Source organism: Pseudoalteromonas sp. SR43-3 (assembly GCF_014163875.1).
GTDB classification, from domain to species: domain Bacteria; phylum Pseudomonadota; class Gammaproteobacteria; order Enterobacterales; family Alteromonadaceae; genus Pseudoalteromonas; species Pseudoalteromonas distincta.
Genome location: NZ_JACJEC010000017.1, coordinates 38,875 through 62,192 on the forward strand (window position 1 = coordinate 38,875; position 23,318 = coordinate 62,192).

24 protein-coding genes, 2 tRNA genes and 1 riboswitch are annotated in these 23,318 nt (G+C 38.5%); of the genes, 14 read left to right on the forward strand and 12 right to left on the reverse strand.

The genetic code is table 11. The features are described 5' to 3' along the window. Window positions 1-292: 292 nt before the first annotated feature. Window positions 293-1,237 carry a ribosome biogenesis GTPase YlqF gene (gene ylqF / locus H5088_RS15985; protein ID WP_004334981.1) on the reverse strand — a complete coding sequence of 315 codons (945 nt, stop codon included), beginning with the start codon at window positions 1,235-1,237 and terminating at the stop codon, window positions 293-295. Window positions 1,238-1,328: 91 nt separating this feature from the next. On the opposite strand from ylqF, the gene H5088_RS15990 reads away from it, so the two are divergent. Next, complete coding sequence (locus H5088_RS15990; protein ID WP_024597137.1) at window positions 1,329-1,865, forward strand: YaeQ family protein; 537 nt, start codon at window positions 1,329-1,331, stop codon at window positions 1,863-1,865. A 183-nt stretch (window positions 1,866-2,048) separates the two neighbouring features. After that, on the forward strand, window positions 2,049-2,654 hold the full coding sequence (locus H5088_RS15995) for an alpha/beta fold hydrolase (protein ID WP_149601930.1): 606 nt from the start codon (window positions 2,049-2,051) through the stop codon (window positions 2,652-2,654). On the opposite strand, the gene H5088_RS16000 is transcribed toward H5088_RS15995, so the two are convergent. After that, the gene (locus H5088_RS16000) at window positions 2,651-2,860 is read right to left on the reverse strand and encodes a hypothetical protein (protein WP_024597139.1); all 210 of its coding nucleotides are present in this window, start codon (window positions 2,858-2,860) and stop codon (window positions 2,651-2,653) included. The two genes, H5088_RS15995 and H5088_RS16000, sit on opposite strands and share 4 nt — an antisense overlap. Window positions 2,861-3,194: 334 nt before the next feature. On the opposite strand from H5088_RS16000, the gene H5088_RS16005 reads away from it, so the two are divergent. After that, window positions 3,195-3,668, forward strand: coding sequence for a Dps family protein (locus tag H5088_RS16005; protein WP_004334993.1), 474 nt, complete (start codon window positions 3,195-3,197; stop codon window positions 3,666-3,668). Between the two features lie 281 nt (window positions 3,669-3,949). Here H5088_RS16005 and H5088_RS16010 read toward each other — a convergent pair whose 3' ends face one another. Continuing rightward, window positions 3,950-6,892 (reverse strand): TonB-dependent receptor domain-containing protein, encoded by a 2,943-nt coding sequence (locus H5088_RS16010; protein WP_182716496.1) that lies wholly within the window; start codon window positions 6,890-6,892, stop codon window positions 3,950-3,952. A 237-nt stretch (window positions 6,893-7,129) separates the two neighbouring features. On the opposite strand from H5088_RS16010, the gene H5088_RS16015 reads away from it, so the two are divergent. After that, on the forward strand, window positions 7,130-7,882 hold the full coding sequence (locus tag H5088_RS16015) for a LytTR family DNA-binding domain-containing protein (RefSeq protein WP_182693119.1): 753 nt from the start codon (window positions 7,130-7,132) through the stop codon (window positions 7,880-7,882). Between the two features lie 22 nt (window positions 7,883-7,904). Here the strand turns inward: H5088_RS16015 and H5088_RS16020 are convergent, their stop codons facing one another. The 4 genes from H5088_RS16020 to H5088_RS16035 form a co-directional block, all read right to left on the reverse strand. Further along, the gene (locus tag H5088_RS16020; RefSeq protein ID WP_024597142.1) at window positions 7,905-8,303 is read right to left on the reverse strand and encodes a hypothetical protein; all 399 of its coding nucleotides are present in this window, start codon (window positions 8,301-8,303) and stop codon (window positions 7,905-7,907) included. Window positions 8,304-8,363: 60 nt separating this feature from the next. Further along, complete coding sequence (locus H5088_RS16025) at window positions 8,364-10,439, reverse strand: S9 family peptidase (RefSeq protein WP_182753671.1); 2,076 nt, start codon at window positions 10,437-10,439, stop codon at window positions 8,364-8,366. Window positions 10,440-10,576: 137 nt separating this feature from the next. After that, a complete protein-coding gene (locus tag H5088_RS16030; protein WP_024597144.1) occupies window positions 10,577-11,140 on the reverse strand; it encodes a hypothetical protein in 564 nt (187 codons plus the stop codon). A 96-nt stretch (window positions 11,141-11,236) separates the two neighbouring features. Then, window positions 11,237-11,324, reverse strand: a riboswitch (cyclic di-GMP riboswitch). Window positions 11,325-11,412: 88 nt separating this feature from the next. Then, window positions 11,413-12,069, reverse strand: a complete 657-nt coding sequence (locus H5088_RS16035; RefSeq protein ID WP_182753673.1) for a cytochrome b/b6 domain-containing protein — start codon at window positions 12,067-12,069, stop codon at window positions 11,413-11,415. Window positions 12,070-12,176: 107 nt separating this feature from the next. On the opposite strand from H5088_RS16035, the gene H5088_RS16040 reads away from it, so the two are divergent. The 3 genes from H5088_RS16040 to H5088_RS16050 all read left to right on the forward strand — a co-directional run bounded on the left by H5088_RS16040 (window position 12,177) and on the right by H5088_RS16050 (window position 13,748). Beyond that, the gene (locus H5088_RS16040) at window positions 12,177-12,881 is read left to right on the forward strand and encodes an AzlC family ABC transporter permease (protein ID WP_182753675.1); all 705 of its coding nucleotides are present in this window, start codon (window positions 12,177-12,179) and stop codon (window positions 12,879-12,881) included. After that, complete coding sequence (locus H5088_RS16045; protein ID WP_182753677.1) at window positions 12,878-13,177, forward strand: AzlD domain-containing protein; 300 nt, start codon at window positions 12,878-12,880, stop codon at window positions 13,175-13,177. Before H5088_RS16040 ends, H5088_RS16045 begins: the two co-directional genes overlap by 4 nt. A gap of 73 nt (window positions 13,178-13,250) precedes the next feature. Then, entirely contained in the window at window positions 13,251-13,748 is a 498-nt protein-coding gene (locus H5088_RS16050; RefSeq protein ID WP_182753679.1) for a glutathione peroxidase, read from the forward strand. A gap of 118 nt (window positions 13,749-13,866) precedes the next feature. Here H5088_RS16050 and H5088_RS16055 read toward each other — a convergent pair whose 3' ends face one another. After that, window positions 13,867-14,052 (reverse strand): PA3496 family putative envelope integrity protein, encoded by a 186-nt coding sequence (locus H5088_RS16055; protein ID WP_007579801.1) that lies wholly within the window; start codon window positions 14,050-14,052, stop codon window positions 13,867-13,869. Window positions 14,053-14,438: 386 nt separating this feature from the next. Here H5088_RS16055 and H5088_RS16060 point away from each other — a divergent pair, with 386 nt between their 5' ends. Next, window positions 14,439-15,233, forward strand: a complete 795-nt coding sequence (locus H5088_RS16060) for a YggN family protein (protein WP_182696293.1) — start codon at window positions 14,439-14,441, stop codon at window positions 15,231-15,233. 76 nt (window positions 15,234-15,309) lie between these two features. Here the strand turns inward: H5088_RS16060 and H5088_RS16065 are convergent, their stop codons facing one another. Next, window positions 15,310-16,752 carry a PLP-dependent aminotransferase family protein gene (locus H5088_RS16065; protein WP_182753681.1) on the reverse strand — a complete coding sequence of 481 codons (1,443 nt, stop codon included), beginning with the start codon at window positions 16,750-16,752 and terminating at the stop codon, window positions 15,310-15,312. A gap of 103 nt (window positions 16,753-16,855) precedes the next feature. Here H5088_RS16065 and H5088_RS16070 point away from each other — a divergent pair, with 103 nt between their 5' ends. Continuing rightward, entirely contained in the window at window positions 16,856-17,785 is a 930-nt protein-coding gene (locus H5088_RS16070; RefSeq protein WP_182696294.1) for a DMT family transporter, read from the forward strand. Window positions 17,786-17,822: 37 nt separating this feature from the next. On the opposite strand, the gene H5088_RS16075 is transcribed toward H5088_RS16070, so the two are convergent. Beyond that, window positions 17,823-18,692 (reverse strand): diacylglycerol kinase family protein, encoded by an 870-nt coding sequence (locus H5088_RS16075; protein WP_182753683.1) that lies wholly within the window; start codon window positions 18,690-18,692, stop codon window positions 17,823-17,825. 325 nt (window positions 18,693-19,017) lie between these two features. Here H5088_RS16075 and H5088_RS16080 point away from each other — a divergent pair, with 325 nt between their 5' ends. From H5088_RS16080 to H5088_RS16095, 4 genes are all read left to right on the forward strand, one after another. Next, the gene (locus tag H5088_RS16080) at window positions 19,018-19,158 is read left to right on the forward strand and encodes a hypothetical protein (protein ID WP_004335040.1); all 141 of its coding nucleotides are present in this window, start codon (window positions 19,018-19,020) and stop codon (window positions 19,156-19,158) included. Between the two features lie 218 nt (window positions 19,159-19,376). Continuing rightward, window positions 19,377-19,467, forward strand: a tRNA-Ser gene (locus H5088_RS16085). 52 nt (window positions 19,468-19,519) lie between these two features. Beyond that, window positions 19,520-19,612, forward strand: a tRNA-Ser gene (locus tag H5088_RS16090). 307 nt (window positions 19,613-19,919) lie between these two features. Next, entirely contained in the window at window positions 19,920-20,408 is a 489-nt protein-coding gene (locus H5088_RS16095; RefSeq protein WP_024597153.1) for an RNA-binding protein, read from the forward strand. On the opposite strand, the gene H5088_RS16100 is transcribed toward H5088_RS16095, so the two are convergent. Next, the gene (locus tag H5088_RS16100) at window positions 20,392-21,516 is read right to left on the reverse strand and encodes an aminotransferase class V-fold PLP-dependent enzyme (RefSeq protein ID WP_182753686.1); all 1,125 of its coding nucleotides are present in this window, start codon (window positions 21,514-21,516) and stop codon (window positions 20,392-20,394) included. The genes H5088_RS16095 and H5088_RS16100 overlap by 17 nt on opposite strands. 1 nt (window position 21,517) lies before the next feature. After that, window positions 21,518-22,687, reverse strand: coding sequence for a monodechloroaminopyrrolnitrin synthase PrnB family protein (locus H5088_RS16105; protein ID WP_182712681.1), 1,170 nt, complete (start codon window positions 22,685-22,687; stop codon window positions 21,518-21,520). Between the two features lie 136 nt (window positions 22,688-22,823). Here H5088_RS16105 and H5088_RS16110 point away from each other — a divergent pair, with 136 nt between their 5' ends. After that, the gene (locus tag H5088_RS16110; RefSeq protein WP_182753688.1) at window positions 22,824-23,279 is read left to right on the forward strand and encodes an Lrp/AsnC family transcriptional regulator; all 456 of its coding nucleotides are present in this window, start codon (window positions 22,824-22,826) and stop codon (window positions 23,277-23,279) included. The last annotated feature ends 39 nt before the right edge of the window (window positions 23,280-23,318 follow it).

The following is a 23,318-nucleotide window of genomic DNA, read 5'->3' on the forward strand; positions in this document are numbered from 1 at the left end:
TTGACAGATAGTTAGATCTAACTGATAATCAATATCAACAAGGCGGATTGCATACCACTTGTTAAGGAATGAATTGATTTGTTTCTCGACCCTGAAACAACGTGTGGCGCACGTAAACAGCTATGGTTACTTGTTATGAACCGCAACGCCCCTTGATGTTGATGATGAGTAACCGCCCTACTATTTTACTTGCTACATTACTCATATCGGTGACGGTAGATATGAAACTAAAAAAGCCCTTACGGGCTTTTTTTATGTCTGTAATTTAGTTGGTTAAATTAAACTAAATCAATTAACGACGGTTTTTACGTGCGCGTGCTCGGCGTTGTTTTTTCTCTTCTTCTTTAGCTGCCTTTTTAGCTTCTGCTGCAGCGCGTAAACCAGCAACCATTACTTCTTCTTCCTCACGCATTTGCGGAGTTTCCATAGTAATACGGCCAATGATACCGTCGCGTAATTCGTTGATTAGTATTTCAGACATTTTGTATGTGTCTATTTGGTTACCACCACGAATACAGCCACGTTTTTTCCCCGCCATTTCAACAAATTCCCAATCACTTTGTGGTAATTCATCTATTTTATAACGCGCTTTTAATAACTCTGGGTATGCACGCAATAGGTACTCAGCTGTGTAACTTGCTACTTCTTCATACTCAAGTGCTGTATCACGAATAGCACCGGTAGCGCCTAAGCGATAACCTGAGTTTTCGTTTTCTACTTTTGGCCACAACATACCTGGCGTATCGTAAAGCATAATACCGTCTTCAAGCTTAATGCGTTGTTGTGCTTTGGTTACCGCAGGTTCATTACCTGTTTTTGCAACTATACGCCCAGCCAATACATTAATTAACGTAGATTTACCCACGTTAGGAATACCCATGATCATGGCTTTAATTTGCTTATCTGCACCCACTTTATGCGGCACTAGCTTTTTACAAAGCTCATTAATACGGTGTACTTCAGCTGCTTTATCATGCCCAAAAGAAATCGCTTTAACACCGTTTTCTTGCTCAAAATAATCTTTCCAGATTTGAGTCATTTTAGGATCAGCTAAATCAGCTTTGTTCAAAATTTTGATGACCGGCTTACCTTCACGCAAGGTTGCCACCATCGGGTTTTCACTACTGTAGGGAATGCGCGCATCAAGCACTTCAATGATCACATCCATTTGTGGCATTATTTCTTTAATTTCATTGCGGGCTTTATTCATGTGCCCAGGGAACCACTGGATAGCCATTTTTAACTCCTAACGTATAATTAACCGCTATTTTAACTGGCAATTCATTTAATTGCGCTATACTGGCGCAAATTTTTTCAGATTAGTTGTTATGGCTCTTAAATCCACCATTATGAAAGTGCAGTTATCGCTTAGCGATATGGACCGCCACGTTTATCAAGATTTTAATTTAACCTTGGCTCAACACCCATCAGAAACCGACCAAAGGTTGATGATTCGCTTACTCGCTTTTGCGCTAAATAGCTGTGATGGTTTAGAATTTACTAAAGGGTTAAGTGCTGATGATGAGCCTGAACTTTGGCATGTAAGCTATAGTGAAGAAATAGAACTATGGGTTGAACTTGGCTTACCAGATGAGAAACGCCTTAAAAAAGCCTGTAATAAATCTAAAAAAGTGGTGCTATATACTTATGGTGAAAACAATCAAGCAATTTGGTGGCAAAAACATCAACCTAAATTGTATGAATTTAAAAATCTAAGTATTTTTAGCCTTGATTACGCAGCAACACAAGCACTTGCTGCTTTGGTTGATCGTGGAATTAAGCTCGCCATTTCCATTCAAGATGGTGAAGTATGGGTAAATACCGATACAACCAATATTGAAATAAAACCGCTACAGTTAATGTAATTACGGTAGTTATACCAATTGCATTAAATTAGTTATCTATTATAGCGACAAATAAATAAGTCGATAACAAGGCGAAAATTATGACATATAGTTGTTCTATCTAAATAATTTTTAACGCAGGTAGCGGATTATTTAATACGCTAGGATGATCATGTTTTTAATAAAATTGGTATTAGGGAGCATATGAAAGTTAAACACGTTATTGTTTTACATGGCTTGTATATGTCTGGCTTTGTTATGCGCCCACTTTGTTCACGACTTGAAGAGTCGGGTATGACGGTATTAAACATTACCTACAATACGCTCGACCCTCACCGCGATACCATATTTGCACAAATTGATGAGTGTATTTCTAACGAACCTGCAGCGCTTGTATGCCACTCAATGGGAGGGCTGATTGCACGTGCTTACCTAGAGGCAAACTCTCCTGCTAGCCAGAATATTACGAAGGTAATTACACTGGGTACTCCACATAAAGGCAGCCATATAGCGCAAAAAATGAAGCAAAAAGGGTTTGAATCATTTTTAAAAAATAGTGTTGAGTTTTTGCTTACTAAAAATGGTAATTGGCCTTTTAAAGCTAAGCTTTATAGTATCGCAGGCGATTTACCTATTGGGCTTATGCCTTTAATAGTCAAAGGCAGCAAATCAGATGGCACCGTATTACTAGATGAAACCAAACTTAAAGGTATGGCCGAACACAAGGTGTTTCATTTAAGCCATACCAGTATGATTTACTCGCGCCAAGTACTCGATTACATTTTAAAGTGCTTAAACGAGAAAGATTAATCCTCAGCATTGGCTGCTATTTTATAACTAATTAAAAATATCACAGCCAGTATCAGCGGAATGGGCGCCGCAATGTAACCAAAAAAATCTGAGTTCGCAAAGCTTGCTCCTGCTAAGTGCGCGACTAGCCCAAGCACAAATGCGATGACTGCAATTCCTACCACGATTAACTCTGCTTTATTTTGTTTCGCTGTTTTTGCATGCATGTTATCTCTCCTAATTATTTCGACAACATTATTATGCGCCGTTAGGGTGGATGATTTTTGACCTACATCAATAAAAAAATAGCTAAGTTATTACCTTGAATAAAGTTTGTTTTAGATCATGATTTATATACTTCTGGGTTTTATTTATTTTTGAGGGGTAGTATTTTTATTAATCAGTCCCATTTCTATTAATAGTCTAAAGTGAATACAGGTATCAAAAACAGCTAATAGGTTAAAACTATTAACTAGATACATTTAAACGATTTTACTAATTTATCGAAATTAGTAATACTTATCACAAGTTCACAAACAAACGGTTATTCAGGAGCAAGTTATGTCACATGTAAACGCAATTGGTCTAAACAGCGCAAAAAGCGAAGACATCATAAAGTCACTCAATACATTATTGAGTAGCTACCAGATTCAATACATGAATGCGCGTGGTTTTCACTGGAATATTAAAGGCCGTAACTTTTTTGAACTACACGTTAAGTTTGAAGAAATTTATAACTTGCTACTTCTAAAAGTAGATGAAGTTGCAGAACGTATTTTAACGTTAGATGGCGCACCACTACATGCATTTTCTGATTACCTTGAAGTAAGTAAAATTAAAGAAGCTAAAGGTATTAGTGATGGTGTTACAGCCGTAGAAAACCTACTTGCTGGTTACAGTACATTAATTCACATGCAGCGTGATATTTTAAGCCAAGCTGGTGATGCAGACGATGAAGGTACAGCCTCACTAATGAGCGATTACATTTCAGAGCAAGAGAAACTGGTTTGGATGCTAAAGGCTTACTTAGACTAAACCAGCAAAAAAAAGCCCTCAATGAAGAGGGCACAAATAGGGATAAATCGTTAAATAATCAAGCGATTCGGTTACTATATTAGCCTCCTCCCAATACTAAACAACGCCCCTGTTACCAGTGGCGTTGTTTTGGGTTTAAGTGGGTGTAATGCTCATATATTGGGATAAACAATGTATAAGCATTACTACTACATTATTTTTCCCCATGAAAAAGCCCCAGCAATACTGAGGCTTTGTGAACGTTACGAATTAAGTAACTATATTAGTGTCGTTATTGTTGGTTAGAATTTACTTCTAAAACCTATGTAGAATGATTGACCAATTGGGTCATACGTACCTGCATCTGTTTCAGTACCAGTACTTGAACCGCTCACACCCGATAAAATGCGTGGTGGCTCTTTATCAAATAAGTTACTCGCACCAGCGTAAAGCTCTGTTGAATCGCTGATATGGTAACTTGCTTGAACATCATGATATGTCACTGAACCAATCCCTACTCCACCTGGAGCAATACCAAAACCACTTAAGAATTGATCATCAAAGTCTGCAGCGCCAATGTAAGTTAAGCTCCAGTTAAAATCAAAGTCGTTAAGTTTATAACCAAAGTTCCAGTTAGCTTTATGCTCTGATGCACCAATTTCTCCAGCAAACTCATCTTTATCAGCGCCTGGAAGTGGGATGCTATAACCATCAATTAGGTAAGTATAAGCAAGGCGAGTTCTAAACGCACCTGGGCCAATATCAGTAGAGTACGTTAGTGTTAAATCAACACCTTCTGTACCTAAACCACCACTGTTAGATACACCACTGTCAATAAACTCTAGTGAACCAGCACTATTATTACCTGATGGCGCACTACGACGAGTTACAAAGTCACAAAAGCTTGTATCGCCACCACCATAACATTGGTCAAGAATAAACTGACGAGGTGTTGATACGATTGCATCTGTAATTTCGATATCAAAGTAATCAAGCGTAATGTCTAGGCCTGATATTAGATTTTCTGGTGTAAATACTAAACCTACTGTTACAGAGTCACCAACTTCTTCTTTTAAATCTTGGTTGCCACGGTTAAAACCACTAATACCTTGTAAGTCAGACTGGTTAAGCGTGAACTCGCCATTTGAGGCGATATTAGTTGTAACACCAACATCTGTACGACAAGCATCACCTGCAGCACCACCGCCACTATTAGTAACACCTAAACATGGATCGTTTAAACCACTTGGGAAAGTTTGTGAAGGTGGAGAAAATAGTTCATCGATATTTGGAGCACGTGTTGAACGTGCACGGGTAGCACGTAAACGTAAGCTATCCATTACTTCCCAGTCTATACCCACGTTCCAACTTTCAGTATTGCCTACTGTTGAGTAGTCAGACAAACGAACTGCTGCATTCATTGTTACAGAATCAAGCACGGGGATGTTTGCTTCTACATAATATTCAGTTACATCAAACGAGCCTTCTGTTGCTGGAATTGCATTACCCGCATTAAGGCCAGCTTGCTGTAGAGCATCAAATTCACTACGTGAGAACTCTTCACGGTATTCAAAACCAGCAGCGATACCTACCGTACCTGCCGGTAAATCAAATAAATCACCTGAAATATTACCACCAATGATTTCTTGCTCAACCGACGTTGAAAGTGAGCTAGGTGCACTTACAAAATCAATAGCACCTTGCGATAGCGAATTGAAACCGTAAATGTCTACCGGCGCACAGTTAAAGCCACGTGCTGTCGCATCGATACAAATAGCCTCGTCAGTAATACCATCACCATCTAAATCTTGGCTATCGATAACAGCCTCTAAACCTTGACGAAAGCTTTGTACGTTAACTAAACCACCAGAAACTTGCTGCTCTTTTGTTTTACCGTATACATAGTAAGTATCGTAGAACCAACCATCTGCTATTTCACCTTGAAAGCCTAGTGCTAAACGGAATGTGTCACGCTCAGCTCGTGCTCCACGGTTACCGATATCACTTAAGCGCTTTGCAAAAAAGATATCACGCATACCATCACCGTCGGTGTCGGTTGCTGCGTTATATATATCATCAGGTACAAATGCGTTACGCAATATTTCACCGTTTACATTAAATTCAATTGGTACTTGGCCATTTGCATAAATGTCGTCAGAGGCAAAAGGAAATGGCTCTAATTCAGAAACGGTTGTTGTTGCAGCGTAAGTACCTTCATAAAAAAAGCTATGCTTGTCGCTTAGCTCGTAGCTACCATTTGAGGCAAATAAGTAACGTTCTGTAGGTATCGCTATCGTACGTACGCCACTTCGGTTAAAACCATTTGCAGCTACGCCATCGCCACCGTTAGTACTAAACGAGTTTTGTAGGGTGTTTGCATCATTAAACGTAAATGTTTCATCCCCAGCGCTAAAGCGACCCTGTGGCGGAAATGAAGATAAAAATGGACTTACAGCATCAAATACAGAGCCTGGGTTTGCTACTGGATCATCTTCAAAGAAGATACCTGAAAATTGGTCTACTGCCGAGCGGTCACGGTCACGTGAAAAAACAGCACCTTGATCAGAATACCCAAGATGGAACATCGCGTGCCCTTTCCCATCTGAGCTTGATAAGCCCGAGGTAAAGTTGAATTGACGTGATTCATCATCGCCTTCGCTTGATTCACCATATTGGCCTTCGAATTCAATACCTTCAAAATCATCTTTTAGTACAAAGTTAACTACACCAGCAACAGCGTCAGAACCATAAACAGATGAAGCACCACCTGTCATAATTTCAACACGTTCGATGAATTGACTCGGAATAGTATTTAAATCGACAGCAGAGCTACCTGGTACACCTGATACATAACGACGACCATTCACTAAAACCAATGTGCGGTTAGAGCCTAAATTACGTAAATCAACAGTAGCAACACCCGCACTTGCGGTATTAAAGTTTGAGTTAGTACGGCTAATAGCTGGTGTACCAAATGCAGGGTTCTCTAATAATAAGTCTTGAATATTTAACGACCCTGATGCATCAATAGCAGCACTATCTACAACTTGAATAGGAGCCGATGACATTGCCTCAGCTGAACGAATTCGAGAACCTGTAACTTGTACGCGTTCTATTTTAGTTATTTCGTCATCTTCTGCTGCAACACCTTGAAATGAAAAGCTTGCAAGTATCGCGCTGCTTAGCGCAACTGTTAACGACGATTTTTTAAATAATCGCGCGCTACCTTTGTTAGTTAATGTCATATAATTCCCCTGAATTGTTATTTTTGTAACTAAATGGTTACTTCGCGGATTACAGTAAGGGGATTTATTTAAACACTCTACGGGCATTATTTATGAGGCGTAGTCTTTGGTACGAATAGCAGGTTTTATGGGATGAATCAGTACGTCACAATTATTTTATAAATATATTGTACTTTTCATAACATTTTTTCCGCTAAGCACGGTCTTTATTATTATATACAGCAAGAGATAAAAATAATGATCGCTTCTTTTCATGCATTAACTTTTGTTAGTAACACTAAGTTTGCAACATTTTTAACAAAGCGTGTGCAAGATCACCGGCACTTTGAATCTCAATCTTTTCTTCAAACAAATAGATTAGATCAAATAGACACAGATCAATACAATGTACTGTTTTACGAACTAACCAACCTAGCTGACCCTATGCAAATAGTGCATTTAACTGAGCTTGCTAAAAAGCTGAAGTTAGTCATTATTGCTCAATCGGGACATTTTGCGAGTTTTGCCTTTGAAGTTGGCGCTGTAGATTTTTTAATATTAGATTCAACTGCATCACGTATTGATAAATGCTTTGATAAGCTGATTCACCTTTGCCCGATTGCAAGTGCGGCCGAACGCCAATACCAGCAAAGCACACAAGCTGAAAAGCCATCATCACACATTGTGGTTAAAGATGTAGGTAAGGTAAGGCTAATTGATATCAATGATATTATTTGGATAAATGGCGCGGGCAACTATGTAGAGCTGCATTTTACCCAAGGTAATACGCCGGTACTACATCGCGAAACCATGAAAAATATTGAACAACAACTAGAACCAGAAGGGTTTGTTCGCATTCATCGCTCAACGCTGGTAAGAAGACAAGCTATTTGCGAACTGATGCCTACTGACAGTGGCGATTATAGAGTAAGGCTGAAAAACGATATGTGTTTAAACCTTTCACGGCGCTATAAAGGGTGTTTAGAGAGTATTATAAGCCCTTTTCAATAGCGGTTTATAATACTCATGTTAGTTACCAGTTCTGTTTTATATAACTGTCATTTGGGTGCACTAATAAATAGCTTTCGGTATCTTTATAAAAATTAACTTCTACATCGCTATTTTTCCATACTTTTTCAAACATATTTTTAGCTATGATATTAATGTTTATATAATCAACTCGTTGATAGCCACGTTCTTTTACACCGGCAAAATAGGCCTCTAATGAATCGAGGCCATCCAAAGTTAACAGCTCAAACTCTTTTAAATTAACAACCACAAACTTAATCGTATTTTCAGGGTGAGTGCTCAACTCCTGAACAACGCCATTAGTTAACAGCGTAATGCCTTCATTATTAAAGCTCCCTTTCAATTCTAAATACATCTGAGGGGGCTGTGAACAAATTTGAAATTCACCATGTGCACCAAACATATATCGCCTTACATATATCAACTTCTATATATAGGATAATACAATTTTCCGATTTTGCAGTTAATTTAATAAAGCAATAAAAAAGGCCATTTCGAGTGCTTTTTCCTCTAAACTTTTAAAGCGACCTGATGCACCGCCGTGCCCTGCATCCATATCGGTTTTAAATACTAAAATATTACTATCAGTCTTAAGTTCACGCATTTTTGCAACCCACTTCATAGGCTCCCAATACTGCACTTGTGAGTCATGAAGACCGGTAGTAACGAGTATGTTCGGATAGTTTTGGGCGCGAATATTGTCATACGGCGAGTAAGCTTCAATTACATCATAAAACTGAGGCTCATTTGGATTACCCCATTCATCATATTCATTTGTTGTGAGCGGAATACTTTCATCAAGCATCGTGGTTAATACGTCTAAAAATGGTACATGACAGCCAACACCGCAATATAACTCTGGTGCTTGGTTTACAACCGCCCCCATTAATAAACCACCAGCACTGCCGCCTGAGGCAAACACCTTGCTGCTATCACAATAGCCTTGTGCAACAAGCGCTTTTGTCACATCAATAAAGTCACTAAAGCTATTTTGTTTATGCTCTTTTTTACCTTGCTCGTACCACTCGCGGCCTAGCATTTCAGAGCCTCGAACATGTGCTATTACATAAACAAAACCACGATCGAGCAAGCTCAGCGATGAACTTGAAAAACTTGGATCAATCGTATAGCCATACGCACCATAACCGTATTGAAATAACGGATTTGAGCCATCTTTTTTAAAGCTGTCTTTTCGATAAACAACTGATACGGGTACTTTAACTCCGTCGCGAGCAGTGACCATTAATCGCTCAGACTGATAGTCATCGGCATTAAAACTACCGAGTACTTTTTGCTGTTTAAGTAGTGTTTTTTCGCCAGTTGCTAAATCAACATCATATAAAGAACCTGGTGTTGTTAAACTTGAGTAATAAATACGCGCAGTGCCTGTGTCTGGCTCTGGGTTCATTGCTATTGCAGCATAATAACAAGGATCGGCAAACTCAAGTGCCATACGATCCCCTTGCCTATTAACAACTACAAATCGAGCTTGCCCTTGCTCGCGTTCACTCAATACTAAAAAGTCATTAAATAACTCTACACCTTCAAGCAGGACATTTTCTCTGTGAGCTGTATGCTCAACCCATTGTGTTTTATCAGCAATTGTTTCGTTTGTTGCCGTCATTAATCTAAAGTTTTTAGCTTGCCAGTTAGTCACAATATAAAATGTGTCACCTAGCTTATCTACGTCAAACTCGTGGCCATCTTCACGCGGCATTAATGCTTTAAATTCGCCAGTGGGCTTATTAGCATCAAGCACCCATGTATCATTGGTCTCTGTCGATGCTAAATCAATAATAATTAAGCTTTCATCGCGGCTTTTACCAAGTCCCATAAAAAAGCTGCTGTCTTGCTCTTCGTAGACCATTACGTCTTGGCTTTGCTCGCTGCCAAGCTCATGCCTAAATACTTGGTATCCTAATAGCGTTTTTAAATCTTTTTTTACATAAAAAACAGTTTTATTGTCGTTAGCCCAAACAACTTGTCCTTCTGTATTTTCAAGCACATCAGGAAGCATTTCACCGGTCGCTAAGCTTTTAAAGCGAACATTATAAATACGACGACCTTCAGTATCTTCAGAGTAAGCCATAAGCTGCTCGCATGGGCTTAGTGCGACTTCGCCCAGCTCAAAAAACTCAAATCCTTCAGCTAATACATTCACATCGAGTAAAAGCTCTTTATTATCGGCCTTTATGCTCGTACTTCTATAATGACGCGAGTATTCATCATCACCACGAACTTCTGAGTGATACCAGTATTTCCCGTCTTTAACGGGTACCGAATTATCATCTTTTACAATGCGTGCTTTTAACTCTTCAAAAAGTGTATTTTGTAGTGGCTTCATAGCAGCTAACTGTTCATCGCAGTACGCATTTTCAGCATGTAAATGCGCAAGTACTTGCTCATCCTGGCGATCGTCATTACGCATCCAATAGTAATTATCGGTACGTATCTTATTATGAGTACTTAATGTATGGGCTTGCTGTTTAGCAATCGGGAAATTAGGTAATAAACTTAAAGAGTAGACAGGACGAGACACAACAAAACCAATTAAAAAAATAATGTGATTTGCAGTTTATCATAAAAATAAAAAAGCCCATCCAATAGTTGGATGGGCTAAAACGGTAAACGCTTCATTACTAAAACCGCTATACCTTTGGGAAGATAATTTAAGCTTTATATTTGCTGCCAAGCCATAGCCCAGCTTTGCCCTACACCGGGTTCGAACATAGACTTATTATCGTCATTCGTGCGGCAAAACTCATTAAATGGCCAAGGCCTGCATTGATATACATGCCCAGTTTTTGGCTGCAATACCTTTGTACCCGCATTATAGTTTTCACAATTTTCAGGGTACACGTAATCATAAGTATCAAGGTTCTTAACAACACGCTCATCGCATTTTGCAATACAATGAAAATCGACGTGTGCTTTACATATACCACTGCTTTGCAAAGCAAAAATTTCATTATTTCTATAGGCTACAATTAAACCCTGTTCGGTCATTTTACCTGCGCTAACCAGAGGAACATGCACATTAATATGCTCGGCAACTAAACGTGGCCATGCGTGAGGCTCACCTTGCTCAAGCGAGGTGATCTTGTAATCAAATGATAAACTAACCAGCTCTCCTTGCATGTCGTAAAAGGTTACACTCACCACATCACCAATAAATAATTGGGTATGATGATTTAAGCAACCTATTGTTGACCACTTTCCACAGGCCAACGACGTATGCATAAACACGGCAACACCTTAAGAGTTACAAAATCTTATCCATACACTATGGATACACAAAAAATACACTGAGGGCAAGTGATACATAACAACACGTTATGCAGTAGTCCCGCTACCATAGCTTTTAAAAAGCCTTAGACCGGAAACTTTGCGTCCTAACCTTTCGGCTAGTTTGCCAGCAATGCGGCGATTATAATTCGACCCCGCATAACAATCAAACAAAAGAATGTAACCAAAAACAAAAACCAACCCTTTAAGGTTGGTTTAATGTATTTTTAACTAAACAAATAAGTTAAAGGCTCTTTCGCCCACGTAAATACCAGCAACACCAATAAAGATATAAATATTAACCACGCAGGCCAAGGCGCTTTAGTTACTTTAGCCTCAGAGTCATCCGCTTTTAACTCTTTTGAGCCTGTGATCATCGCCTTAACTAGCGGTTTGCCTTTTATTCTATAAATGATAATAGCCAATACGTGCAAGCCAATAGCATAAAGTAAAATGTCAAAATTCAGCTCATGTAGCCAATTGGCAAAATCAATCGTATCGCTAGACACATATTGAGCAAGCGGCCCGTCAGTTAAAATACCATCACTGCTCATTAAGCCACTTACAAGTTGCGTTATGATCAATATAAAAAACACTATCACCATACAGCTACCGGGTGCTGAATGGCCTAACGATTCGCTTGGTGTTTTTAGCTCCTTTAAAATAGCACCAGGAGAGTGCAGTAACCTACTTAATCTCGCGGTTTTACTACCAATAACACCCCATATTAAACGTGTTACTATAAGTGCTAAAGTAAAAAAACCAGCGACAAAGTGAAGCTCAATCATGCCCTCTTCAATGCTAAAATAAAGCACTGCAATACTTACAACCAAAAACCAATGAAAGCATCTAATAAACCCATCCCACACTTTTAACGTCGTCATTGTGCCTATCCTTAAAAAAACAGTATTATTTAATTTGTTAACTACTTTAACATCATAATATTAAGGTATCCTTATGAGCCATTCTACAAGCCGTGAGAGTAAATATCATGCAACCAGTTAAAAAAGCTATTTTAAAAGGCTTTTTAGATATGCTACCACTGTGTTTAGCCGTTGTTCCTTGGGGTATTTTATGCGGCTCTTTAGCGATTCAAAATGGCTTTAGTGCACTAGAAACCCAAGCAATGTCGTTATTAGTATTTGCAGGCTCTGCACAGCTTGTTGCAATTGAACTTATGGCGGGCAACACACCATTGCTCACAATTTTATTCACAACATTTATTATTAGCTCTCGGCATTTTTTATACGGGTTAGCAGTGCGTCATAAGGTGATTGATCAACCTATGCGTTGGCGCTTACCAGTAAGTTTTGTTTTAACCGACGAGCTGTTTGCGTTTTCTCATCATCGAAAAGCATATAGAACAAAAACACGCTTAATATACGCATTGAGCGCTGGTTTTAGCTTTTATATTGCATGGAATATTTGGACGTTAATTGGCATTGTAGCGGGCACAATGCTGCCCGACTTAACTAATTTAGGGCTCGACTTTGCGATTGCTGCCACGTTTATCGCGTTAGTTATTCCGGGAATCAAAAATTTGGCCTCACTCGTTACGGTAATTGTAGCAGGCGTTAGCGCAACGCTTTTAAAAAGTACCGGATTTGAGTTATGGCTTGTTTGCTCAGCGCTGCTGGCAATGGCCGCAGGTTATAGCACAGCAAGGCTAACCGCTAAAAAGGAAGCAACGCCATGATGACAACTATTTTACTCATGGCGTGTATTACATTTTTTACGCGTTATTTATTTTTACACCGCACTTTACCGTTTGAAGTAGGTCCTAAAATGCAGCAATTTTTAAGCTTTAGCGCACCTGCGGTGCTTACAGCAATTTGGGTGCCTATCGTGTTTTTGAATGAAGATGGCATTAACTTAGACTGGCAAAACCCTTATTTAAGCGCAGCGATAGTCGCCATCATTGTTGCCTATAAAACACATAATATTTATTACACAACGCTTGCCGGTATGGGGCTATTTCTGATTTTAAATTAGAGCACTCTTTGTACTTTATGAAATACTGTACTCAGGTTAAAATACCGATAACAATAATAAAAAAGACGCCAATATGCACAAATTCCATCAATTAAGCGCAACAAGCTTGCAGGGTCAACCTATTAACTTTAGTGATTTTGAAGGTAAGGTTGTGCTTATTGTTAATACCGCAAGTAAATGTGGATTTACCTACCAATACGAGTCGCTGCAAGCTTTGCATAATAAATATGCCAACCAAGGTTTAGTTATTTTAGGGTTTCCGTGTAATCAATTTGGTCAGCAAGAACCCGGCGACGCTACACAAATAGAGCAAGGATGTTTAATTAACTTTGGTGTGAGTTTTTTAATGGCGGCCAAAGTAGATGTAAACGGTAAGCATGCTCACCCAGTCTTTCGTTATTTAAAATCGGCTTTACCTGGTTTTTTAACACGTAAAATAAAGTGGAATTTTACTAAATTTTTAATTGCCGCAGATGGCACGCCAATTAAACGTTATGCACCTTTTACTAAACCCCAAAAGCTAGAACTTACAATTCAAAAAGCTTTGGCACAGGCTAAAAGCACGCTTTAAAAAGTAATAAAGAGGCGCAAGGCCTCTTTATTGCCAATACTATTGAAACTTAAACATACGCATAACTGCACATTTAAACTCTCAATATTAATTGGTATTTTATTTATACTAGTGAAATTTAATCGGTGTAATCGCTTAAATCGTCTTCGCCTAGATTTTTACGCAAGCGTTTTTGCTCAAGGTAGTCTTCCAACTTCTTTTTAACCTTTTGCTTGTTCTTATCGTGTTGATTACGGCCGAGCATTTCGTACTCGTCTTCAACAAAATCGTCATCTAGCGCATCGTAACTAAATGTCTTACCCACAACCCACTCCATAAAGTGTTTGAGACCAACCAAGGATTTTATTATCGCAATAGTCGGTAAAATTAAAATGTTTAACGTCAAAATGCTGTGCAAATTAACATCAAAATAAAGCCACGTGACTACTGTAAATAGTCTTCATGTCAGTAATGTGAATAAATAGCGCTAAATTTGAATTGAGGAAAGTGAGAGTTTTTTATCGTATCGATAAATAAAATTTATTAATTTTTATTAGTTAGCCAATTTGACTAAAAAATAGTTATTTATTAATTGATTTCATTTACTAAAAAACAAACAAAAACAGTTAACCACATGTTTTATATTAAAAAATAAAACTGGCATCAAACTTGTTATTAATTAATCGTCATCAACAAAAGTAGAGAACAAACATGAAAAAATTACTATTAGTTAGCGCATTAATTTGTTCACCAGCCGCTATGGCTCATAACGATAACGATTCTGCAATTTCATTTAGTAATGATGAATGTAACGTCGAATTTAAAAATGATGTGCGCATTAAGCCAAACGAATTGGAAATTTTTACCGCCAACAATAAAACCATGCAGTTTAATAGCCATGGTGACTTAACCGTAAATGGCGAACTTGTAGCGCTGAATAATTCGCAGCGCGACGCGCTAACCAAGTACTCTGATAGCTTACGCACTCAATTACCTGAAGTAGCTAATATAGCGCTTGAGGGGGTTAAAATTGCCGGAGTAGCATTAGAAGAAGTAGGCAATGCATTTAATATTGACGGTCTTGATAATATGTCTGAGCTTATGGATGACATTAAAATCGAAGTAGAAAACACATTTTACCAGCAAGGTACATTTGTGATGGGCCAACAAAGTTTTAATCAATTTGGCGAAAACTTTGAACAACAATTTGAGCAGCAGATAGAAACAGCGGTTGAATCAGCAGTAATGCAATCAATGGGCAGTATTTTAGTAGCTTTAGGTTCTGAGTTACTTGGTTCAGGCGGTGATATGGATGCCTTTGAACAACGTATGGAAAATATGGGTGCACAAATAGAAGAAAAAGTAGAGCTACATGCAAGCGCACTAGAAGAACGTGCCAACTCTTTATGTGGAAACTTTGCTGATATTGCAAAACAAGAAGAGCAATTAGTAATGCAAGTGCCTGAGCTTGAAGGTTACCAGTTATTTAGCTTTAAACAAAATTAGTACAGCAAATGTTATTTAACATCCCTTTGGCAGCACTTAAGTTTACTTAAATGCTGCTTTTTTGTATTTCGTTGACTTATTTTTTAGCTAATAAAGTAAGCTTACCCAATGTAACTATTGCTTGCTCAATTTGCGCGTTCCATTGCACACCATAACTTAATCTTACGCAGCTTTTATATTTATTAGAGGCCGAAAAAACAAGCCCAGGGGTAATACTAATACCAACCTCAAGCGCAAGTAAAAACAATGTTTGGCTATCGTACTCGCCTCCTAAATCTAGCCACATAACGCAGCCTCCTTTTGGATCGCTTATTCGTGTATTTTTTGGCATAGCTTGTTGTAAGCACCATCGCATACGCTCTTTGTTATCGCGCAGGCGTTGCCTAAGTACTTTTAAATTTCGGTCGTACTCACCACTGACAATAAACTCAGATAACGTCCATTGGTTTATTAACGAAGCAGAGCAACTTAGTGCTCTTTTATATCGCCTTGCTTGCGTTGCAAATTTACCCGCAACTAACCAACCTACACGATAGCTCGGCGCTGCCGTTTTAGAAAAAGATGAGCAACTAATCACTAATCCTTTTTTAGAGTACGCTAAAGCAGGTGTGCCTCGTTTTGCCGTAAAATATAAATCGCCATATACGTCATCTTCAATAAGCACTACGTCATGACTTTCAAGTAGCTCCACCAGCTGCTGTCTATTTGTATCAGGCATAAAGCTGCCCACAGGGTTACTAATTGCAGTCGAGAATAAACACGCTTTTATATCATGCTCATTTAAAGCGCGTTCCAAATCACTTAACCAAATACCATTATCTGGGCACAGTGGTATTTCGAGCGCTTTAAGCCCTAGGCTTTCTATTAACTCGATAATCCCGTGATAACAAGGCGTCTCAATGGCAACTACATCGCCTGGCTTTGTTACACACTTAAGTGCAATAGCCATGGCTTCTTGTGCACCATTGGTGATCACAAGCTCGTCCATATTTATACCAATACCAAAATCTAAATAGCGATGCACTAATTGCTTTTTCAGCGGCACAAACCCATCTGTTGGTCCATAGTTAATAGCTTTACTGCCCGCAATTGTCATTACACGACGCATGTTTCTGGCGAGTGCTTTATCGGTAGGTGCAGCAGCAATTGGGTTAGCGATACCAAAAGGAACTACGTTAGCTTGATGAATCGCACTGTATACCTGCTCTATTAAGGCTTGTTTATTTACCACAACAGGTTCGCGACTTAATTTAACTCGCTTAGGTAAATTATGCGCCATGCTAACGACTTTTAAAAAATACCCTGATTTTTCACGTGCCTCTACTAACCCCTGATCTTCAAGTACTTGATAAGCTTGCTTCACTGTCGGAATACTAATGTTTAAGTTATCTGCCATTTTACGCAGTGATGGAAGTTTTTCGCCAGGAAGTAAAACCTGCTGGGCGCTCATATCTCTGATCAACTGAATAACTTGCTGATATAGAAACTCATGCCCCTGGCTATTTTTTTGTCTTATCATCACGCATCCAAATCTGTATAGGTTACATTTTTACTTTTCTGTATATGGTAAGTATACAGACAGGTCTTAAAATAGCCATTCAATCGGGCTTTGGAGAGTAACCATGAAAAGTGCAGCGCTATACATTACAACCGTTTTAATTTGGGGTTCTACTTGGTTAGCCATCGAATTTCAGCTAGGTGATATTGCGGTAGAGCTATCGTTATTTTATCGCTTTGCTATTGCAGCACTTTTAATGTGGTTATATGTAGCGTACAAAAAACCGGATATGCGCTTTTCATTAATCGATCATGGCTTTTTTGCTTTGTTGGCTATTTGTAATTTTGCCTTAAATTACTTAATGCTTTACTGGGCACAAAATTACTTAACCTCCGCTATGACCTCTATCGCCTTTTCACTATTGCTGGTTATGAACATAGTTAACACTCGACTATTTTTTGGTAAACCTATCTCAAAACGAATTTATACCGGTGCCGCACTCGCTGTATTAGGTATTACGTGTCTGTTTTGGCCACAGTTACAGCAGTTCGACTTAAGTAACGGTGCATTGGTCGGGTTACTACTTGCCCTTGGTGGCACCTTTGTGGCTTCATTGGGCAACATGATAAGCGTTCGTAATTCTCGTAAGCAAATTGGCGTATTGCAGGGCAATGCATGGGGCATGTTATATAGTGCTATAGGCTTAGCTTTATATGTATTAATGAACGATGTGCAATTTAGTTTAAACGCCCCAACTAGCTACTGGTTATCATTACTTTATTTATCAATATTTGGCACAGTAATCGCTTTTGGTTGTTACTTTGCACTACTAAAAAATATAGGCCCTGAAAAAGCCAGCTACGTTATTGTTTTATTCCCATTAGTGGCAGTAACACTGAGTAGCTTTTTTGAAGGCTTTGAATGGCACGCAAATACCTTTGCAGGGTTTAGTTTAGTGCTATTAGGTAACGCCATTGTGCTTACCCCAACAAAACGAATTAACGCCTTTTTAGCTAATAGAGCAATAGCTAAAAGTGGCTCCGTCCCCAGTTAGACGCGTTATTAACGCAACTAACGCAAAAGCGCCTACTTTACTGAAGGCGCTTTTTTATTGGCATATGAAAAAGTAAGGCCTGTCCATACACACTAACAACTGCAGGAGTTTTACCTATCAGCTCACCATCTGCTTCAATCAATAGCCCTTCAGTATTTATGGAAGCTGTATTTAAGCGACTATAGGTAAGGTTTTTTATATACTCATGACGCTTAAAAAATAACTTAATAAAGCTTATTACATTATAAAAAAGCCCACCCGATCGCATTTGATAACACTCAAGCTGACCATCAATTAAATCTGCTTTTGGCGCTATTTTTAGCCCGCCACCAAAGTACTTATGATTAGCAAATACAGTAATTAAATTTTGATACTGCCGAGCATCGTTATTAAACGTACCTTGTAACTGCTGAGCTTGATAATAAAATAGCTCTTTAATGCTCGTCCAACTGTAATCAAAAGATGAAAAATTAGCTTTATCATTAATAGTTTTAATCACATGAGCATCAAATCCTACCCCTGCAATATTAATAAAATAGCGGCTATTAATTTTTCCTATATCAATTGCTGTCGGTGTATTAAATAATGCCTTTCGCCAATCATCTTCTTTGCAATTAAACCCTCTGGAGAAATCGTTACCTGTACCGCAAGGTAATAATGCTAACGAACAACTGCTCCCTATTAGCGCATTGACCGCCAAGTTCAATGTACCATCGCCACCTAGTGCAACTACTTTGGGAAATTTACTCAGTAACAACCTTATTTGAGCGCAGTCATCGTCAAAGCTTCCCGTTGTAGTAAATATACAATAAGAAAAGCTGCGTTTTTTACAGATATTTTTAAGCCATGCCAATGATTTTTGGCTCTGTTTTTTGATACTTGGTTTAATAATTATAAGTAGTGACAAGCTTTTGTTTCCAGCAATGTATTTTAGAGTGAGATAACAAACGTTTAATTAAATTTTTTTAATCTGAATAAATAATCAAAAAACATTGTATAAAATGCATAAAAATAAATTAAAAAACCAAAAACCCCAACATCAAAGGGGTTAAAACCAACCGTCATATAAATAGCTATGCAAAAACAGTAATGCAACTTACTGAATCGCATATTAATAAAATCAATTCAGATTAGTTTAACTAATCCCTCAGGCTCAATTTTTATCGTTGTATTTTTAATCAAACAACGTGCAAAATGCACGCGATTTCAACAGATACAACCGGAGCAAAATAATGAAACCAATTAATACATTAAATCAAACAGCAGCAGCGCAAGTAGCCGTTAAACCAACTAACCGTAAAGCAAGAATGTTAGCTAAACTTAACACGATTGGTAAAAGACTAGCACTTAGCGGTGCAGCTCAATATAAATAATCACCCAACCATGATTATTTTTCGGTGCAGCGAACACTCAACCACTAAATGAAGTCACTTATTTAGCTCCCATTGTTTGCTGCAACCTATTTATTTTATTAAAAATTGCCTTAATTTCCCCTTATTTACAAAAAAAACCTCATTTACGTATATTTTTTAGGCAAACAGTCATTTTGCTATTTACACAGCGGTATCACCTAAGTATTATTCTGCGTCACGGAGAGATGGCAGAGTGGTCGAATGCACCGGTCTTGAAAACCGGCATGGGTTTATAGCCCATCTAGGGTTCAAATCCCTATCTCTCCACCATATTTTAATTGGTGGCTTTCTTTACTTCCATCAATACAAACGGTTATGCGTTGGAGAGGTGTCCGAGTGGCCGAAGGAGCTCCCCTGCTAAGGGAGTATAGAGTTTGTAGCTCTATCGAGGGTTCGAATCCCTCCCTCTCCACCATACTTAATTTAAACCACTTGATTGTGGTTTTTTTGTGCCTAAAATTTAACACCGATACTAAATTGGGAGGGTGAGAACCCTCGACAGGGTTCGACAAAATGTCTGGAACATTTTGGGCCGCTGCAAGCGTCGCGCAGCGATTGATTACATGGATGTAAGCAAGTCTATCCCTCCCTCTGGACCATACGTAATTTAAACCACTTGATTGTGGTTTTTTGTGCCTAAAATTTATAAAAACTAAACAAATTGTGCCTAGTAATAACTTAGGGCATTATTAACACAACTTTAGCCACTTTTAGGTTTAGCTATGATCCGGTTCATATTGCTATCATTTTGCGCGGCAGCACCATTTTTTACCTTGGCACAAAGTACAACAGTGTATAAGTGTGTAATTAAGGGCGTTCCTACTTTTAGCCAAACGCCTTGCGCTAAAGATGCACAAGTTATTACTCTAAAAGATATAAATGTAATTGAAGCATATAAAAGCTCTACGCCCGGTAAAGGTATCACCGATACCTCTGTTGATGACTACTTAGAAGTTCAGCAAATAGAGCGTGAAATAAAGCGCCTTGAGCTATCTATTGAACAAAGCCAAAAAGAATACGCAGCTAAAAAACAACAAATAGATTATATGACCCAAGATAAGGCCAATCGTTTAGGCGCTTCGTCTATTGCTGATGCTATCGCAACTAAAACAAATTCATTAAAACAAGCCTACGACGCATCAATTAGTCAAACGCAGCAAAAAATAGAGTCATTAAAGCAAAGAAAGCAGCAGCTTAGCCAAAACCCTTAAGCGCTCGTTTTACTATAGAAATAAATTGCGCAACGTCTCCTTGAGTATTATAAATATGTGGCGATACTCGTATTCCAAATTTGCGAGCATCTACACTAACTTTCGCTTTATTAAGCTCTGTAAGTACATGGTCTTGTTGCTTGTTAAAAAACAAAATAGCAGTCCCGCTGCATTTATCACCACTCATAGGTGATACAACATATTCGCTTAGTTGCTCATGAATAAGCGTAAGCATCGCTAAGTTATGCACCCTTACCTTGTGAGCTGTTAGCTCTGCAAAGTAGGTAATACTATTTGCGGCAATAATATAAGGCGCTACAGAAGGGGTGCCACCCCAAAACTTGAGCGCACTGGCGTTATATTCAAAGTGGTTAATATCGAACTCAAATGGATTTTGATGCGAAAACCAACCCACATCTTTAGGCTCACAATACTCTATTTGATTTTTGTTAACCCATAAATAAGCTGCACCTGGGCCACCACATAACCATTTAGCGCTCGATCCAATCATAAAGTCCGCATCGAGCACGCTTAAATCAAGCGGTATAACCCCCGCTGACTGAGCAACATCAACTATTGATAAACTATTGGTTAATTTACTTATAGCTACAATATCGTACACAGGCGCCTGTACACCTGTATTTGAATATACATGACTTATAAAAACTAAATCGATATCACAAGTTATATAACGCTGCCAAACACCCATATCAGTTAGGTTTTCATGCTCAGGTATAAATATGATTTGAGCACACGTTGGCAACGCTTTTTGCATTGCAAAACCCATACTCGGAAAATCACTTTGCGCCATAAGCACTTTACAATTTTTTTGCTGTAGCCGTGGATGCGACATAAGCAATTTTGTTAAGCCACTTGATAAATTAACCTGAGGACAAAACTGCGAACTAGGCGCATTAAATAACTTACCAAGCGCGGTAGTAAATTGCTCAACTGCGGGCAGCCATTGTTGCCAAGGTTCTTTATTTGAGCTCTCCCACGGTAAAAAGTAGTGCTGTGCTAAATATTGCTGCGTATTTTTAAGAGGACGCCCTACCGAGTGGTTTAGTAAATAACAGCCATCAGCCATACAAAAATCATTTTTAAGCATGCTATTTAACCCATTCTTTAAGTGTATTTAGATCGTCAAAACGTGTTTTTATATCGTCGCGTTTGGCACTGGCTCGCCTATCTCTTAATTTTTCGAGCGAATCAAGTAACACATTAAGCGGCGGACCACTTGCTGTTACCTTGCTCATATGCTGCTGTTGCATATTTTTTGAAGGCTGAGCAATAAACTTTTCAACCAGTTGATTATGATGACCGACTGCGGTGTCGCCATGTAATTTACACACTTGGATAAATAACGTTGCGTGGCTTTTAAACCAATCTGTATTTTTATATTGCTCTGCTTGTAAAAAGTCATCCATAAAGCTTTGCATACGCATGGCTTCTCGTAGGATTTGTTGATCCTCTGGCATCATATATAAAAACTTATCCACCAGCATTTGCGAGTAACTAGGCTCGTTTGCACTACACAGCCCTAACAGCATATCAATCACGTTAATACCTGCAAAGTCACCAGCATTTGCCCCTCTGTAAACCTCTTTACCTACACGGTACGGTTTATAATAAGGGCGAACGCAGTTAAAAAAGCGATCTGTATCGAGCTCAGAATAAAGTGCATTGTTTGACTCAATTACATCTATAAGCGCTTGTTTAGCTACTTTTAATAACTCACCACACAAGGGATGTGAAATACCTAACGGCAATATTTTTAATAATGCATCACTTGCCCGTTTGTAGGCCAAAATGCCTTGAGTGTTATAATCAAGAAACAGCTTTTCATCAGGTAAATTGGTAAATCGTTTATAAATACCGTTAAGTGCTTTGTTATGAGTAGTTAAGTGGGCGGTAGCAAAACGAGGGGTTACGCCAATAGATGCGCCTATATGCATAGCAAGCGCTGAGGCTTCTATTAGCGGTGAAGTGGTTTCTCTGCTTGGCTCAGTAATTTCATGGCGCCTACACGCTGCCATAAATAATCCTACGTTACCGAGTAAGTCAAAAGCGCTATCAAAGCCTTGATCTGTGTTTCCCTCGGCTAATAAATTGCTAATTAATACGTTGCCTTCTTTTTCTAATTGTTGCTTTAAGGCCTCGCCTACCCCTTCTACATTTGCTTTATCGGTTTGCTGCCAATAAAGCTGCTCTAATTCACTATTTAAAGTGACAAACTCAGTTCGTATCCAGTGATCGAAAATAGCGGTATGTGTGTTCATTGTTGTGCTCTATTATTTTTATAGTTAAATGCTAACAGAGTTCAATGAGGGTAAAACGCCAAAAAAATTAGTAAAAACTGCAATACTTAGCAATAATCACTACAAATATAAAAATAATTAATAAAAGCCGACAACTATGTTAGATAAAAAAGATCAGCAATTACTCATTGCACTGCAAAGCCAAGCTCGTATGTCGGTTTCAGATTTGGCCAGCAGTATTAACCTATCGGATACGCCTTGTTTAAGGCGTATAAAAAAGTTAGAGCAAGAAAACATTATTACCGGCTACCACGCCGCCATAAATCCTAAAGCACTTAACCTTAATGTGTTGGTATATGCGTTTGTACGATTAAGCCAAAACTCGGTAAGTGCTGCAGAGCAATTTGAGCAACATGTAGAAAAGTTATCACATGTATTAGAGTGTTGTGTAATATCAGGCAGCTATGATTATTTATTAAAAATCATTGCACATGATCTTGAGAGCTACGAAACGTTTGTGAAACATCAACTAGGTGGCTTAAGTTGTATCGCAAATATAGAATCAACAGTTGTGTTAAAGCAGTCATTTAGCAAAAAACAGTTACCTTTATAAAAATAACCAAAATAACTTACTGTTAGCTATACTGATATT